16 protein-coding genes and 1 tRNA gene are annotated in these 15,143 nt (G+C 30.7%); 12 read left to right on the top strand and 5 right to left on the bottom strand.

The window, feature by feature from the left end; genetic code table 11:
* Positions 1 to 218: 218 nt before the first annotated feature.
* The 12 genes from ABWO08_RS08220 (at position 219) to ABWO08_RS08275 (ending at position 8,732) form a co-directional block, all read left to right on the top strand.
* A complete protein-coding gene (locus ABWO08_RS08220) occupies positions 219 to 1,601 on the top strand; it encodes a hypothetical protein (RefSeq protein WP_353085058.1) in 1,383 nt (460 codons plus the stop codon).
* A 29-nt stretch (positions 1,602 to 1,630) separates the two neighbouring features.
* Positions 1,631 to 1,996 (top strand): hypothetical protein, encoded by a 366-nt coding sequence (locus ABWO08_RS08225; protein WP_353085059.1) that lies wholly within the window; start codon positions 1,631 to 1,633, stop codon positions 1,994 to 1,996.
* 6 nt (positions 1,997 to 2,002) lie between these two features.
* Positions 2,003 to 2,866: a hypothetical protein gene (locus ABWO08_RS08230; protein ID WP_353085061.1), complete on the top strand. Its 864-nt coding sequence runs from the start codon at positions 2,003 to 2,005 to the stop codon at positions 2,864 to 2,866.
* Between the two features lie 35 nt (positions 2,867 to 2,901).
* The gene (locus ABWO08_RS08235; protein WP_353085062.1) at positions 2,902 to 3,270 is read left to right on the top strand and encodes a hypothetical protein; all 369 of its coding nucleotides are present in this window, start codon (positions 2,902 to 2,904) and stop codon (positions 3,268 to 3,270) included.
* A gap of 110 nt (positions 3,271 to 3,380) precedes the next feature.
* On the top strand, positions 3,381 to 3,773 hold the full coding sequence (locus tag ABWO08_RS08240; protein ID WP_353085064.1) for a hypothetical protein: 393 nt from the start codon (positions 3,381 to 3,383) through the stop codon (positions 3,771 to 3,773).
* Positions 3,774 to 3,908: 135 nt separating this feature from the next.
* Positions 3,909 to 4,955, top strand: a complete 1,047-nt coding sequence (locus tag ABWO08_RS08245; protein ID WP_353085066.1) for a hypothetical protein — start codon at positions 3,909 to 3,911, stop codon at positions 4,953 to 4,955.
* Between the two features lie 6 nt (positions 4,956 to 4,961).
* Positions 4,962 to 5,471 carry a hypothetical protein gene (locus ABWO08_RS08250; protein ID WP_353085068.1) on the top strand — a complete coding sequence of 170 codons (510 nt, stop codon included), beginning with the start codon at positions 4,962 to 4,964 and terminating at the stop codon, positions 5,469 to 5,471.
* A gap of 71 nt (positions 5,472 to 5,542) precedes the next feature.
* Positions 5,543 to 5,779 carry a hypothetical protein gene (locus ABWO08_RS08255; RefSeq protein ID WP_353085070.1) on the top strand — a complete coding sequence of 79 codons (237 nt, stop codon included), beginning with the start codon at positions 5,543 to 5,545 and terminating at the stop codon, positions 5,777 to 5,779.
* A gap of 68 nt (positions 5,780 to 5,847) precedes the next feature.
* On the top strand, positions 5,848 to 6,189 hold the full coding sequence (locus ABWO08_RS08260) for a hypothetical protein (RefSeq protein WP_353085072.1): 342 nt from the start codon (positions 5,848 to 5,850) through the stop codon (positions 6,187 to 6,189).
* A gap of 136 nt (positions 6,190 to 6,325) precedes the next feature.
* Positions 6,326 to 7,279 carry an FISUMP domain-containing protein gene (locus ABWO08_RS08265; RefSeq protein ID WP_353085074.1) on the top strand — a complete coding sequence of 318 codons (954 nt, stop codon included), beginning with the start codon at positions 6,326 to 6,328 and terminating at the stop codon, positions 7,277 to 7,279.
* A gap of 40 nt (positions 7,280 to 7,319) precedes the next feature.
* On the top strand, positions 7,320 to 8,291 hold the full coding sequence (locus ABWO08_RS08270) for an FISUMP domain-containing protein (protein WP_353085076.1): 972 nt from the start codon (positions 7,320 to 7,322) through the stop codon (positions 8,289 to 8,291).
* A gap of 51 nt (positions 8,292 to 8,342) precedes the next feature.
* Positions 8,343 to 8,732, top strand: coding sequence for a hypothetical protein (locus ABWO08_RS08275; protein ID WP_353085078.1), 390 nt, complete (start codon positions 8,343 to 8,345; stop codon positions 8,730 to 8,732).
* Between the two features lie 365 nt (positions 8,733 to 9,097).
* Here ABWO08_RS08275 and ABWO08_RS08280 read toward each other — a convergent pair whose 3' ends face one another.
* The 5 genes from ABWO08_RS08280 to ABWO08_RS08300 all read right to left on the bottom strand — a co-directional run bounded on the left by ABWO08_RS08280 (position 9,098) and on the right by ABWO08_RS08300 (position 15,128).
* A complete protein-coding gene (locus tag ABWO08_RS08280) occupies positions 9,098 to 9,469 on the bottom strand; it encodes a hypothetical protein (protein WP_353085080.1) in 372 nt (123 codons plus the stop codon).
* A gap of 379 nt (positions 9,470 to 9,848) precedes the next feature.
* On the bottom strand, positions 9,849 to 10,787 hold the full coding sequence (locus ABWO08_RS08285; protein ID WP_353085081.1) for a hypothetical protein: 939 nt from the start codon (positions 10,785 to 10,787) through the stop codon (positions 9,849 to 9,851).
* Positions 10,788 to 10,954: 167 nt separating this feature from the next.
* Positions 10,955 to 12,169 (bottom strand): site-specific integrase, encoded by a 1,215-nt coding sequence (locus tag ABWO08_RS08290; protein WP_353085083.1) that lies wholly within the window; start codon positions 12,167 to 12,169, stop codon positions 10,955 to 10,957.
* Positions 12,170 to 12,428: 259 nt separating this feature from the next.
* Positions 12,429 to 12,513: transfer RNA gene (locus ABWO08_RS08295), tRNA-Ser, on the bottom strand.
* A gap of 170 nt (positions 12,514 to 12,683) precedes the next feature.
* Positions 12,684 to 15,128 carry a beta-mannosidase gene (locus tag ABWO08_RS08300; protein ID WP_353085085.1) on the bottom strand — a complete coding sequence of 815 codons (2,445 nt, stop codon included), beginning with the start codon at positions 15,126 to 15,128 and terminating at the stop codon, positions 12,684 to 12,686.
* Positions 15,129 to 15,143 lie beyond the last annotated feature (15 nt).

Here is a 15,143-nt window from a genome sequence, read left to right on the forward strand (position 1 = left end):
ATTAATTTTATATAGATTATTTATATTTTTAAAAAGATTATAATTTTAATAACAATATTTTAACAATTTGTTCGTTAAATTAATATAATAAACTGTTAAAACCCTAATCATGATTAAAAAATTACGTTAAAAAAAGAAAATCTCGATTTCTTACAAAGTAAATACGAAGCCTATTTGATAATAGGGACTATTTATATTAATTAACTAATTTTTTATTTATGAAAAACAGAACCAAAATCCTAATTGGCGCGAGTGTATTACTAATTGCACTATTAAGTTTTCGCAATTGCTCTTGCAGTAGAACTAAAGAAAAAACCAAACCAGTAATTTCAAATAACAATAAGTTATTGACTAATCCTCCAATTCCTGGATTAGATATTCCCTATCAAACATTTACTATTAATCCTAGTATTTCAAATGTTGTTTATTCTAAGTTTGGAGCTAAAATAAATATACCGGCAAATGCTTTTTTGGATAACGAGGGCAATGTAATTAAAGATAAAGTGGTGGTTTCGTTTAGAGAGTTTTATAACCCATTGGATTTTTATTTAGCTGGAATCCCGATGGCTTTCAATGATAATGGTGAAGAAAAGGTACTAGAATCTGGAGGGATGGTTGAGTTAACTGCTCAATCCAATAAAAAAGAATTATTTGTGAATCCGGAAAGTAAAATAAATGTTGATTTATTCAGTTGGACAAAGTCTAAAGATTTTAATTTATATGATTTAGATAAAGCTAAAGGAACTTGGATTGAAAGAGGGAAAGATTCAATACAAACCACTACAGTTGCTGGAGATAATTTGTCGCTTCCTGAGATTCCGCCAATGCCTAAGGTGGCTTCACGAGATTCATTTACCATAATTGATGATACTAAAGAATTCCCTGAAATAGAAGAATACAAAAATGTTCATTTTGAGCCAATAGATATCGCTACTTGTAGAATTTCAGATGCTCAAGAAATGAAAGTTAAACCATTAAAAAATGGAATTTTTGAAGTCACTTCGATTGTAAAGTTTGGTTCTTTTAAAAAAGAAAGTAAATGCCTTTGTTATTTGGCCTTCGAAGAAGGAAAAGATTACAGTAATGCACTTAAAATATACCAAAAGAAATATGCAAAGTTGATTGCAAAAAGAAAGCAAATTACCGATAAGATAAAATTTGAATGGGATAAGTATTTTGGAATTGTAAAAGAATATAACAAACGACAAATTAAAGATTTAAGTGGTGAAGAAAAAATCATTCGAACCTTAACCATAAATAATTTTGGATTTGTAAACTGTGATTATCCAACAAGCTATCCTTCGGGAGGTGAATTTAATCCAATTTATGTTAATGAAAACGGTAAGCCAATTGAATTAGCTAATGTAGTGTTGGTTGAGAGAAATACAAATGCCTTATTTAGATATTCCGACAAAGTAAAGTACAATCCGAGTTGTGATAATATATTATGGGGATTGACAAAAGACAACAAAATTGCATATATTAAAAATGTTGATTTTTCTTTAATAACAAATACACCAGCAGAGCAAAAAGTCCAAATGCACATTCATAAAGAAAAATTAAAAACCTATGAGGATGTAGCCAATGTGTTATTTCATTAGATCGTATTATTCACCTAAACTATAGAGCCATGAGAAAAGTAATTTTAGTATTATTTTGCTTGTTAGGATATACAAGCACCGTATTTGGTCAAAGTACCTTAAATAAAGATGATTTAATTGGGTATTGGATCGATGATAATAAATCTACACATTTGTTTTTTTGGAAAGATACAAACGGAGATTTAAAAACACAAGAAGTATCTGCTACTACTGGACAGCCAATTGATTTAATTGTATCAAGTACTAGTTGTAATATATTTATAGCCCCAGGGTCTAAATCTAATGATATTGATATGAAATTAATTGTTTTTTCTTTCATTAATAAGAACAAACTGAAATGTGATATTTCAGTAGGTGACGAATCTAGCACAATTTACTACACTAAAATAAAATAAGTTATTATGAAAAATCAAATAAAAACCGTTTCAATTATATTAATAGTTTTTGCATTATTTGGTTTTAAATCAATTTCAAAAACTGATTCTTTGGCAGAGTTTAATTACTCTGCTAAAGATAATTTAAATGCGCCACTTGAAGCAGTACTTGTGGTTGGAAACACAGAAGAAAGTACAAAATCTGCTATGAGTCAAATGGATACCCTTGCAAATATTTTTATTAAAAATGGAGTTAAGGTAACCAAGTTCTATGATAAAAATACAGATTGGGAAGCTATAAAAGCTGCGTCAAAAACGGCAAGTTTTTTTGTATATGCAGGTCATGGGAGTACATTAGGATTGAATGGTGCCACAGGGGGTTTATGTCTTAATGAATTTATTTATACCAAGCAGATTCTAGAAGAGTTTCAACTGAAAAAAAATGCCTTGGTTTTATTTAAATCCGTTTGTGGGGGAGCAGGTTCCTCAGCTTCCGATCTAAAAGATATAGGAATTAAAGAGGCAGTTCAAAGAGTAACCGATTATGCTCAGCCTTTTTTTAGTGTCGGTGCAAGTTGCTATTATGCTGATAATTTTGGTGGAGGTGTTGATTTGTTTTTATCAGAATTTTTCAAAGGCAATATCATTGCTGATTGTTATAAGGCTACAACTGGATACGGGATTGTAAATTCAGAATATAACAAACCATTTACATTTGATACCAAAAAACAAATTTATGTTTCAGGGCATATTAGCTCAGGAATTTCAACTGTTACAAGTTATGTGAACGGAAGAAAAACAGTTAAAAAAATCCTTCCATTTAAGGAATATGATATTGCATTAGTTGGTAACCCTAATTACAGTATAAAGGATTTGAAGAGTAATTTATAGAAATAAAAGTAGTATTAATTTAAATGTATAGAATCATGAAAAAAGTATTTGTATTACTATTAGGTTTAGTTTTTTTAAGCGGAACTGCACAAAAAATGTCAATAAAATATTTAGAAGGTCAGTGGACTTCTAATGGAGAAGCAACGGATATTCTAATTGAAAAAGCAGGTAGAAATAAATTAACAATTACTGAAACTTCATCTTATTCAGGAGATGATTTAAAAGTCCTGCAATACAAGATTAAAAAGAATTGTTTGTACATAGAAACTGTTTTTGAACCAAATGGTTTTAAGGCAATTTCAAAATATATAATTATCGATGCAAATACAATGGTAGCAGACATTGTTAGTGACCAGCCAGGTCAAGTCATTTATAAACGACAAATAAATCCTAAGGGAGAATAAATTAATAAATATCAATTTTGTATCAATAGTTTTACAAAAAAAATAATATATATTTGAATAATAGTTAAATAAATTAAAGTATGGAAGAGGATTATTTAGATGATATAATAGTGAATATCATATTAGAAGCAAGTAATTTTTATCTAAATGAGGAGGATGAAAATGATTATTTTGTTGCTTATCGTTTATTAGTAATTCCAAATGAGGATTCTGAGGATATGGAGGGTGATCTTAATTGGAAAATGCAAGAAGAACTATCATCTGAACATTTAATTTTCACATGGATTGGTGATAATATTGAGCCTTTCAGAATCGTAGATTTACCAAATATTTATTGGTCTGATTTTGAAAATAGTACTACTTTTTTATTGGATGATGAAAAATTTATTGATGCAGTAAAATATATTAAAGATATTAAAACTATAAGCTTTAAAGATTTGAAGTCTAATGATAAATATGATGAAAAAAGCTATAAAACTTGTGTAATTGAAAAAGGTATGTAAAAGAAAAAACAGCTCATTATCTAAAGTTGATTAATAAATATTTTTTCAAACTACACAGTTAACATTAAAACATTTTTGTTTGTTATGATTTATTTTTTTATGAAAAATTTCAGATAACCGTCTAATTAACTTCTTATGAGTAAATATCCAAGTCCAAAAAATAAAAGATGTACCACCCTAAAAGAATTTTTAGATTTAGAAATCTCTGAATTGCTTCCAAATCAAGATATAACAATTAAGAATCATATTAATTTAGTTAATTATCTTGAAAGTGAATCGCCTTTTTTCGTGTTGAGAAAATTTAAAAATTATAGTAATAGGGGAAGTAATTATTTTTTTGAAAACTATTCTTTTACCGTTTCAGATAATGAACCTGCACTATGGGTTTTTATGGAAACCTTTAATCAGTTCGAATTAGATTTTTCAGCTTTAATTGAAAACCAAGGATTTCCAATTGCTTTTGCAATAAAAGAAGAAGAGAAACAAGGGAATATTTGGCAAACCAAAGGAAGAAAGCATCAAGAATTTTCAGCTAACGGATGGAAGCACTGTCATATTTTTCAGTGTTCTCCTCTTGGAGAGCCAATAGCTCATAAAAACGATTTAAAAAGAAGAAGCCTCCGCTTGTTAAGTCCTTTAAATCATTTTCCTTTTTTCTCTCCAAGAAAATATGAAATGCCTATTGATTATGGAGAAAATAAAGAATGTATTGTTTATGTAATATGGTGGCTTTATAATCATTTCTACACCGATAAAAATAAAATCTATTTCAAAGCATTTGTTGAGGGACAAAATTTTAACATACCAATTGAAGAACCAAAAGATATAAAAATCGAATATTCAATAAAAAATAATCATGGTTACAAAACTAAGAAAACAGATAATATTATTGCAATAACAAAAGCCCCAAAAAAAGTAACTCCAACTTCATTAAAAACTAATAGTATTTTGGTTAATAAAGAATCTACTTGTTTTAAAATATCTCAAAATTGGTATGGTCAAGGATTCAAAATTACAGTTATATTCAAAAATGGTAGAACTTTTCAATACAATCATGACGAGGTTTATGATGAAACAATCTTGCATTATGGGAATTTAAATTGTTGGAAGAAATATCGTTGTTATACAAGTTCAAAAAATATTCCAGAACTTGTTGTGCCATTTGTAACAGAAATCATTTAAATAAATATGCGAAACCACTTAATATATTTTTACAGTAGTACGGATTTTTATCATAAACAAAATCAGATAATTGGTTTAGATGGTATTATTGATGATTTAGAGCTTATCGAATATGGCAAAATATGTTATAATGCAGTCGGCAATGATGGAAGTATAGGTGAAACCGGAACCATGTTCCCAAAAAATATAACAATTATTCCATACAGTTATTTGTATAAAGAAGAATTAATAATTAAGCATTTAGAGGATGTACTTACTGCCAATGAAAAATATATAAAAGCAAATGCGATTGATTTTCCATTAATGGAGTTAAAAAAAGCTGTCCGTTATTTTAATAAAAGAGACTGGTGTTGTGTTGGGCACTACTATCTATCTCTATTAAATGTAGCCTTGCATAATAAAGGCTACTCTTCAGAAGGTGTTAACCCAAGTGGCTTTGTGTCTAATTTTAATAATAAGTTATTTACAAAAACCGATAGTACAAAAGTTAAAATAAATGCATGGGCAGGTATTTGATTTATTAAATAAATTTATTAATGGATGTTCAAATAAGTACAAGAAAAAAAAATTAACTTTAAATAAAAAAAATGGTACAAGCAACAAAAGACGACAATTTAGACTCAATCACAGAAAAGATTTTATCGGGAAAAGACTTAAACGAAAAAAAGTCGATTTACTTATTGTTCACAATGACGCATCCCCATTACACAAAAGCAGTAAATATGAATTTGTCAATGATTGATCCTGTTTTTTATAAAGTAATTAGAAAAGCATTATTTCCTTCAACTTTAGATAAAATAAAGACATTTTTGGGTATAAATTGATATGGCATAAATGTAGTTTGAAGTTAGTTTTAATATTTTTAAACAGTTAATAATTTAAATAAGTAATAATGACAAAAGAAAATGCAATTTATCAAATTAACAAGAAATTTGATTTGAGATTAAATAAGTTAAATACAAATTGGTCTAATATTAATGCTAATGGAATTTGGTCAATTGAGCCAAATTGTATTAGAAAAAGTTCTAATTTATATTTACTATTGAATAATAACCATTCCAATAAAATTCACGTTTTTGAAATTCCAGCAAACCATAATGTTTATCAAAAACTTTATATTAGAAATGATAAAAATGTATTTCGACTATTATTTAATGTAAGTGATTTACACTTCATTGAAACTTTGAAGCATATTAACTTTGCAAATTTTCATAAAGGGTCTTTAGAATATTAATACAATAAATTTTAACTCTCTTTAATTAATAAATTTGGAGCTACTTTCTGTAAAAATTATTGTGTAGTATAATATTTCATTGTGCAAATAATGTGAAAAATATTACATTTGTTAAATAATTAATTTTTAATTCGATATGAATAAGTTAATATGGTTCTTTTTATGTTTAGTTTTCCATTCATATAGTCAAACACCAGGGAATGGTGTTACGGATATTGATGGAAACAATTACAACAGCGTTATTATTGGAACTCAAGAATGGATGAAAGAGAATTTAAATGTTTCTAAATATTCTGATGGTACACCAATACCTCAAGTAACATCCTCTGGACAGTGGGCAAATGTAACAACAGGTGCTTGGTGCTACTACAATAATGATCCGGCTAATGGTATTGTCTATGGTAAAATATACAATTGGTATGCAGTAGCAGGTATTTACGATGCTGCTTCAGCAGCTAATCCTTCACTTAGAAAACAACTTGCACCTACAGGATGGCACGTTCCTACCAATATAGAATTGCTTGAATTAAGTAATTATTTAGGTGGCGGAAGTTTAGCTGGTGGCAAATTGAAAGAATCTGGCTTAACGCATTGGACTAGTCCTAATTTGGGCGCAAATAATGAGTCTGGTTTTACAGGTATTCCAGGAGCTGGACGCAACCTCGTTGGAGATTATTACTACAGCATTGGTGAGCGTGGTGAATGGTGGTGTTCTACAGAGAATACTAATAACCCTCTTGGTGCTTCAGAATACTACCTGCATCATAACTATGGTAGTCTATATATAGCTTCTGCAGGCAAAAAAAATGGTTTATCAGTTCGTTGCCTTAATAATAATTTACTTTCTAATACTACACTTGAAACAAATAGAATAAACTTGTACCCAAACCCTGTAATAAATATCCTAAACATAAAAACAAATGAGAATCTAATAAATCAAACATTCACAATAATTGATAGTTTAGGAAGAGTTGTTTTAAATGGTAAACTAAATGAGGTTGAATGCACTATCAATGTTGAACAATTAGATAAAGGAATTTATTATCTTAAAATATCAACTGTTAATGCAGCTAAGTTTATAAAAGATTAAGCAGAAAATAAATATAATAGTCTCTCAAACAAAATAAATTATGAAAAAATTAATCGCTCTCGTATTAGGAATAACTCTCGCTTATTCTTGCTCTACTAATTCTGATGGTAATGGAAACAGTACAACCACTGTTGTGCCTGTTGCACCATCAAATTTAACTGGTATTATCGCAAATTCAACGCAAATCAATCTTACTTGGACAGATAACTCTACAAATGAAACTGGATTTAAGATTGAACGTAAAACAGGTACAGGGACATATACAATTGTAGGTACTACTGCTTCAGATGTAACCACATTTAGTGATACTGGTTTAAACCCAATTTCAACCTATACTTATAGAATTTATTCATTTAATGCTGGAGGTAATTCACCTACTTATTCAAATGAGCTTACATTAACAATATTCCCCAACGTAACTATTGGCACACAAATTTGGAGTTCTTCTAATTTGGATGTAACAACCTATAGAGATGGCACGCCCATACCACAAGTAGCTGACCCAACCCAATGGACAAACCTTACAACAGGGGCTTGGTGCCATTATAACAATGAATCTGCAAATGGAACAACATACGGTAAATTATACAATTGGTATGCTGTGGCTGGAATACACGATAATGACCCAAATACACCAAATAAAATTTTAGCACCACAAGGATGGCATATTCCCACAGATGTAGAATGGACCACATTAATAAACTATTTAGGAGGAGAATTGTTAGCTGGAGGGAAAATGAAATCTACTGGAACCATTCAAGCTGGATCAGGATTATGGGCAAGCCCTAATGCAGCTGCAACCAATGAATCGGGATTTTCAGGTCTTCCTGCAGGTTATCGCCAATCCAATGCTTTTTTCAACAATATTGGCAGCTACTGCTACTGGTGGAGCTTTTCAGAGTACCAGACCACACACGCTTGGTGCCGCTTCCTGAGTTCTCACAATGGTAAAGCAAGCCCTGCTATCTACTATAAGACTGTCGGTAACTCGGTACGTTGTATTAAAGATTAGCATGTGAAAAATTATTATAAATTTTATAGTTATAGGTATGCTTATTCCCAAATGAAAAAAGCTATTGAAGGGAAGTTTTATCTTGAAGCAATTACAATACAAGAGAGCATAATTACTGATAGATTGCTAAGTTTTGTCATTAGAAAAGAAATATTAGTTGTTTCTAATGAGAATTTTCATTCTCAAAATGTTTCATTGAACAATTTGTCAAAACTATCAAGAGTACATTTTGAGGATGAAACATTATTCAATGAAATAGATGAATTTAGATTATCTAGAAATAAATGCATTCATGCAATGGTAAAATCGTTTCCAGGCAACCCAACTCAAAAGGTAAGTGAGTTTCAAAAGTTATCCAGAGAAACTAGCTTAATTGGGAGGGTGTTAACAAGAAAAGTTGATGCTTGGCATACAAGAATGAAAAAAACACACAATATTTAATTACAATCAAAAGTTCATTCTACAAACGTTTGCTTTGTTACGCAGGGTTTTTCCATTTAACTTATCAAGCTTCCATTCCATAGACCAATTGAAACCAAAATAAAAGAGCTGCTAAGAAAAATAGCAGCTCTTTTTTGTATCCTGCAATCCAATATTCTCAAACGCCTAATTACGTTCATTAGTGCAACTTAAATGATGCGAGTTTCTTTATTCAACTCTTCATTCACAAGATATATACTAATTCCTAGAACGCATATTCCTATAATAAAAAGTAAGGTTTTCAAATTCTTGTTTTCCGTTTTAAAGAGTGGTTTTTAGCTTAGACCTCTTCATTAATAAAATTGCTTGGTTCAGCTTTGATATATCTATAATTTATCATGCCTAATAACTTTTATTCTTTTATTATATCTGTAAATAATAATAATAAACTCAAATATTGCACGTCGTTTAATTCCATTATATAGAACATAATGATTAAATACATTAAAATCTAAGCCATATCCTCTTAAAAAATCAATTGAAAACTCTGCTTCATTTCTACCATCCATTAATTTTCTAAGTTTTACATGTGCAATGTGAATGGGTTTGTTGATGTGTTCTCGTTCCCTTCGCAATTCATTTGCAGCATCGTTATTGAATTTTATTCTGTTCTCTGGTCTGGCAAACTTTTGGTTGGCTCTTTTTGGAAAAAACAGTTCGCCTGTATATGGATCTTTTCTTTTTAATACTTCTCTCATAACTAGCAATTTAAACAAACGTTATTTCTTTTAAGTATCTGTTCCACCACATTTACTTCATACAGATACACATCACCTAATCTAGTGTAAGGTAATGTGCCTGTTTCTCTGTATTTAATTATGGTGTTGCTTGAAAGTCCAAACAGGCTTTTCAAGTCCGCATTCCTGTAATACTTTTTAGGAGTGCTTTTTAGGGGTTGGTTTTTTAGACTGTTCTCAATATTTGTCAGTCTTTCATAAATCGGCTCCAGCAGCATTTGTATGCTTTGAACTGAAGGAATCTTTAATTCTGTTAAGTTCATAATATTTAATTATTAGTTTGATAATACTGCGCAATTTCAGACTATTAAGTAAAACGATGAACTTATTTTAGGTGATATCAGGGTGATTTTTTTTTCACATATTTAATTTCAATTTTTTTCTTGTAAGATTCTAATTTTGAAATTAAATTTCCTAAAGAGTATAATTGAACATCTATGTTATTATCTACATTTATTTTTGAAAAATCATTGTTCAATCTAGTAATTGGATAACTATAGCCATCATCAGAAGTGAAATTAAAATTACTTTCGAAAAACCTCTGAAGTAATACTTTATTTTTTTTAGAATCCATAAATAGAATTCCTGTATCCATTAAAAATCTGAAGAATACAGCTGTTTCTAATTTGTTAAAATCGACATTACATTTAAATGGATTCGATTTTAAATCATAATATGACTTAGAAGAGTTTAATGCAATTAAATCTATCTCTTCAAAATGTATCTCTATTTTATATAGCGATTCATATAAAATATTAATGCTTTCAAAATGTATCTGTAATGCGTAAATCAATTTTACTTTTTCCAAATCTTTTTCTTCAGCATAATTATTAGTTTCCTTCAAGTATCTATGAATTACAATTAATAATTCCGAATAGTCAATATCCAATCCATTAAAATTTATACTACTTATGTATTCATTAGTGTATAAATCTTCCTTTATTGGCTTAGGATAGCCTGATTCAGGTGATAATTCAAATATTTTACCTTTAATTACATCATAAAATGCAAATTCATTAATTCCATGATTTTGGTACCATTCAACTTTTTCCCATACAATCTCATATATTTCTTTAATTATTTCTTTTGGCGAATTAAAACTGATTAAATTGTCAAGAAGATACTTTTCGTAGTTGTATGTTTTTTCATCTAAATTGTGAATATTAACATCGGTATCCCATATTCCATCAAGTATATACTTTTTGTTAACCGGGCAGTATTCAATCTTTGGATTAAGAATTTTGTTTAAGTTATTGACTAAGTCGGTTTTTGTTTCCATTTTTATTAATTATTATTTAAAATATCTCTTATTCTTTATGTGATAATTAATTTAAAAAATAAGAAATATTTTAAATAATAATTATTACAATATTATGTTAACTGTTTAATTATCAAATATATGAAAATAAGATGAATTGGTGTTTTTTACACTATAAACTATACCTGCTAAAACATATCTTTCAATTTTTTCATATCTTTCATTACGTTCACATCGAGTACTTTTGCATAATGCTGTGTCTGTTTTATAACTGTATGCCCAAGCATTGAGGATACGTTTTCTAATCGCACCCCATTTCCAAGCGTAACTGTTGTTGCAAATGTATGACGTGCAACATACCAAGTTAGGTTTTTCGTTATGCCAACCAAATCAGCGATTTCTTTTAAATAAGCATTCATTTTTTGATTAGATATTGAAGGTATAAGAGTGTTTTCCTTCGACTTATATTTTTCGATTATTCTCAAAACAGGGGGTAGTACTGGTACGTTTGACCGAGTACCTGTTTTTTGTCTTGTTGTAATAATCCATGAGGTGTTATCAGCGTCAACAATTACGTTTTCTGAAGTTAATTTACATGCATCTACCGGTGCATAACCTGTATAGCAACTAAAAAGAAAGATGTCTTTAACTTTGTCAAGTCTTTCTATTGTGAAGGTTTTTTGTTCTATTCGTTGAAGTTCCTCAACTGTTAAAAAGGTTGCATCTGAAACACTTATTTTTCCATCATATTTATTAAATGGATTTTTATCAACGATGTCCATTTTAATACCATAATTTAAAATTGTTTTCAGATTATTGAAATACTTGACAATGGTGTTGTTTTTTATACCAATTACACCATTATGGTTGCTTTCAAACTTGAGGAAATTTTCAAAGTTAAAAACATAAGAACCGTTTATTTTACTTATTGGTAAATCTGTACAGTTGTAGTATTTTTTATTAAATTGAATGATTAATTCCTTTATTCGTTCATACTTTTGGAGCGAAGCTTTAGAACGTTCGTTAATGGCTACTAATTTAGAAAAGTGTTCATTATGAATATCAATAAGTTCTACAATATGTGGAATTTTATTAACTGGTGACTTTCCTAGTATTATAGCCTTAAATTCTTCAATTGTAAGATCTAATTCTTTCTTCTGAATATCGTAGTAGATTTTTTCGATTTTGATTCTAAAAATTTCTAAATACTCCTTAATAACCTTTTCGTTCTGAATTTTTACAGGTTTTCTTAAGTTATCTGTAAACTTCCATCTGTCTGGATTTATATATCTTCCAGTACTTAAAGTTATGGTTTTTCTGTTATAATTTACTTTTGCGTAAATAGGACATTCACCATTTAGTTTTGCTTTGTCAGCTTTGATGTAAAAATTTGTCTTTAACATAATTTATAAGTTTTAAATTAATGTTGCAAATTCTGAACTAATCAAAGTATTACCTAAGAACCTAAGGTGATATATGGGTGATTTTTTTATTTTTAGTTACCCTATTACTTTTTTATAATAGGAGGGTAACTAAAAGGGTAACAACGTTTTTATATAATATGTTTATTTTGACATATCGCTAAAAACTAAAAAAACCCTGAAAACATTGATGTTTAAAGGGTTTTTGAAATTTTATGTTTCTTTTGAAACATGCTTTTCGCGGAGAAAGAGGGATTCGAACCCCCGGACCTGTTACAGTCAACAGTTTTCAAGACTGCCGCATTCGACCACTCTGCCATTTCTCCAGTTTTGTCGTTGCGGTTGCAAATATAGTAACCTTTTTTAGTTTTCCAAATAGATTTTAAACAAAAAACTATTTATTTTTTTTGGCATAAACTAATTGATTCATTTTCTATTGTTTACTGAGAATAAAGTCAATTGTAATTCTTTTGTAAATTAGTAACTAAACCTTTTTTCACCACAAATCATTCAAACACTTTATTTTCAAATTGCCCTTTTTGCCTTTGAATTTTATTATTCGTTTTTCATTGGGTAGCAAATCCACGAAATTATCTTCCAATTCCATTCCTTCGCATTGAATAAAAACATCTTTGGCCAAAGCAGTAGCAGAAAGTTCTAAGTGATTATTATTGATAAATCGGTAGGTTATGTTGGTTTTGGTTAATTGCAATGCTTTTGGAGCAACAAAATAATAGTTTGCTGTGGTTCGCTCTCCTTTTGTATTGGTGAATACCGCGTGCAGCACACAGTTATTCCAAAGTTTGGTGTCTGGGATTTCCGCTTTTGATAATTCTAATGCGTTAGTTACTGCATTAGATTGCAATTCGATTTTCTTGGTGGTTTTCCATAATTCAGATCCGTTAAAATCTATCAGGCGCACTTGGAGCGTTCCTTTTTCGTTAGTCAGTTTTTCATTTATGATTTGCACTTGTATTGCGTTTAAACCCTTAGTATCTTCATTACCTTTAATCACAATTAATTTAGGTTCAAAAGAGCGTTTGATTTGGTATTGCGCTGCTTTCCAACGCCCAAAATAATCCAAGCTGCTCCACGAAGTCACCGGCCAACAATCGTTGAGTTGCCAATACAAACTTCCCATGCAATACGGCATCGCCGATCGGTGCGCCTCAATAGCTATTTTAAAGCCTCTGGCTTGCAGTAATTGCGATACATAAACATAATCCTCAAATACCGTTGGAACTTTGTAATCGCGCTCCATATAGGTTTGAATCGTTTCGTATCCCGTGGGGTGTTTTTGATGCGCTTTCACCGCATCCGAAGTGAGGTTTCTCTCGCTAGGTTGGGCAAATGCTGCAAAAGTTTTCAAATCGGGCATCCCTTGAAAACCGTATTCACTCATAAATCGGCCTACCTTTTTGGTGTAGGTTTCCAAAGGCTCCATTCCCCACCAAACACCCCAATAATGCGAATCCCCTTGTGTGAGACTTTCCTTTTTTCCCCAGCCAATAGAAGGGGAAGAAGGCCAATAGCGATTATTTTCTTTGGATACCAAAGAATCCAAAACCGCAGGAATTTCTTTTTCAAAAAGCCGTTGGTAGTTGTTCCAAATGGTTGTGGAATCTTGTTTGGAATAGTTGTATTGTTTCTGCCAACCCCAGTTTTTCCAACCTTCGTCCACTTCGTTGTTGCCGCACCACAGCGCAATACACGGATGATTTTGCAAGCGAACAACTTGATCTTTGACTTCGTTTTTTACATTGGAAATAAAATCTTCATCACCAGGAAATAAAGCGCAAGCAAACATGAAATCTTGCCAAACCAAAATACCTTTTTGATCGCATAACGAATAAAAAGCATCGTTTTCATAAACGCCACCTCCCCAAACGCGCAGCATATTCATGTTGGATTTTACTGCCGTTTCAATGAGGTTTTTGTACTTTTTGTAAGTCATTTTGGTTAGGAACGATTCGGGTGGAATATAATTGGCTCCCTTCATAAAAACCTTTCTTCCATTGACTTTAAAATAAAAACTCTTGCCAGCAGCATTCTTTTCCTGCACCAATTTGATAGTTCGCAATCCAATTTGTAATTTCTTTTCATCCAATAAATTTTCTTTCTTTCGAATCTGAACTGAGAAATTATACAAATTTGGTTCCCCCAATCCGTTGGGCCACCATTTTTTAGGATTCGAAATTTGATACGGAATTACAACAGTTTGAATTCCCTTTTTAAGCGTAACGGTTTGTCTTTTATTGTTTATTTGAATCGAATAAACGCCTGGCTTTTCACATTTAATTGTGGCTTTAATTTTCAAATTCGCCACTTTATCGTTTAATTCCTCTTGAGAATAAGAAACCGATTCCAGTTGGGCGCTATTCCAAAAACGGAGCGATACGTCTTTCCAAATTCCAGCGGTTACAAATCGGGGTCCCCAATCCCAACCAAATTGGTACGGTGCTTTTCGAACATATACTTTCTCGTCTCCAGGCAATACAAAAGGGGATAAGGCGGCCGCTTTTTTAGCTTTTAAGGACGCCGATTCAAATTCAACCCGTAAGGTATTTTTCCCTTGACGCAGCAATTTCTGAACCGGTAGGCGCCAAGTCCGAAACATATTATTGGCTTCCAAAATCAATGAATCATTCAGATACACTTCGGCATCGGTATCCAATCCGTAAAAAATCAATTCTTTGTTTTGGGTTTGCATTTCTTTTTTGGAAACAACAAATTGGGTTTGGTACACCCAATATTGTTCTTCAATCCATTGCAATTGTTTTTCATTGCTGCCATAAAAAGGATCGGGAATGTATTTATTCAAAAGTAAATCGGTATGTGCCGTTCCAGGAACTTTGGCTTTGCTCCATTGGTTATCCGAAAATTTTTGAAACTTCCAATTTTCTTTTGAAAGCGATCGATCCCAACTTTGGGTCCAACCCAAGATCGAATGGAGTAA

Source organism: Flavobacterium sp. (genome assembly GCF_040383245.1).
In the GTDB taxonomy this organism is placed as follows: domain Bacteria; phylum Bacteroidota; class Bacteroidia; order Flavobacteriales; family Flavobacteriaceae; genus Flavobacterium.

What these genes read in the sequence shown, in the direction of transcription:
- ABWO08_RS08220 (WP_353085058.1), top strand. Translation starts at nt 219, where the DNA reads ATGAAAAACAGAACCAAAATCCTAATTGGCGCGAGTGTATTACTAATT.
- ABWO08_RS08225 (WP_353085059.1), top strand. Translation starts at nt 1,631, where the DNA reads ATGAGAAAAGTAATTTTAGTATTATTTTGCTTGTTAGGATATACAAGC.
- ABWO08_RS08230 (WP_353085061.1), top strand. Translation starts at nt 2,003, where the DNA reads ATGAAAAATCAAATAAAAACCGTTTCAATTATATTAATAGTTTTTGCA.
- ABWO08_RS08235 (WP_353085062.1), top strand. Translation starts at nt 2,902, where the DNA reads ATGAAAAAAGTATTTGTATTACTATTAGGTTTAGTTTTTTTAAGCGGA.
- ABWO08_RS08245 (WP_353085066.1), top strand. Translation starts at nt 3,909, where the DNA reads ATGAGTAAATATCCAAGTCCAAAAAATAAAAGATGTACCACCCTAAAA.
- ABWO08_RS08250 (WP_353085068.1), top strand. Translation starts at nt 4,962, where the DNA reads ATGCGAAACCACTTAATATATTTTTACAGTAGTACGGATTTTTATCAT.
- ABWO08_RS08255 (WP_353085070.1), top strand. Translation starts at nt 5,543, where the DNA reads ATGGTACAAGCAACAAAAGACGACAATTTAGACTCAATCACAGAAAAG.
- ABWO08_RS08260 (WP_353085072.1), top strand. Translation starts at nt 5,848, where the DNA reads ATGACAAAAGAAAATGCAATTTATCAAATTAACAAGAAATTTGATTTG.
- ABWO08_RS08265 (WP_353085074.1), top strand. Translation starts at nt 6,326, where the DNA reads ATGAATAAGTTAATATGGTTCTTTTTATGTTTAGTTTTCCATTCATAT.
- ABWO08_RS08270 (WP_353085076.1), top strand. Translation starts at nt 7,320, where the DNA reads ATGAAAAAATTAATCGCTCTCGTATTAGGAATAACTCTCGCTTATTCT.
- ABWO08_RS08275 (WP_353085078.1), top strand. Translation starts at nt 8,343, where the DNA reads ATGAAAAAAGCTATTGAAGGGAAGTTTTATCTTGAAGCAATTACAATA.
- ABWO08_RS08280 (WP_353085080.1), bottom strand. Translation starts at nt 9,469, where the DNA reads ATGAGAGAAGTATTAAAAAGAAAAGATCCATATACAGGCGAACTGTTT.
- ABWO08_RS08285 (WP_353085081.1), bottom strand. Translation starts at nt 10,787, where the DNA reads ATGGAAACAAAAACCGACTTAGTCAATAACTTAAACAAAATTCTTAAT.
- ABWO08_RS08290 (WP_353085083.1), bottom strand. Translation starts at nt 12,169, where the DNA reads ATGTTAAAGACAAATTTTTACATCAAAGCTGACAAAGCAAAACTAAAT.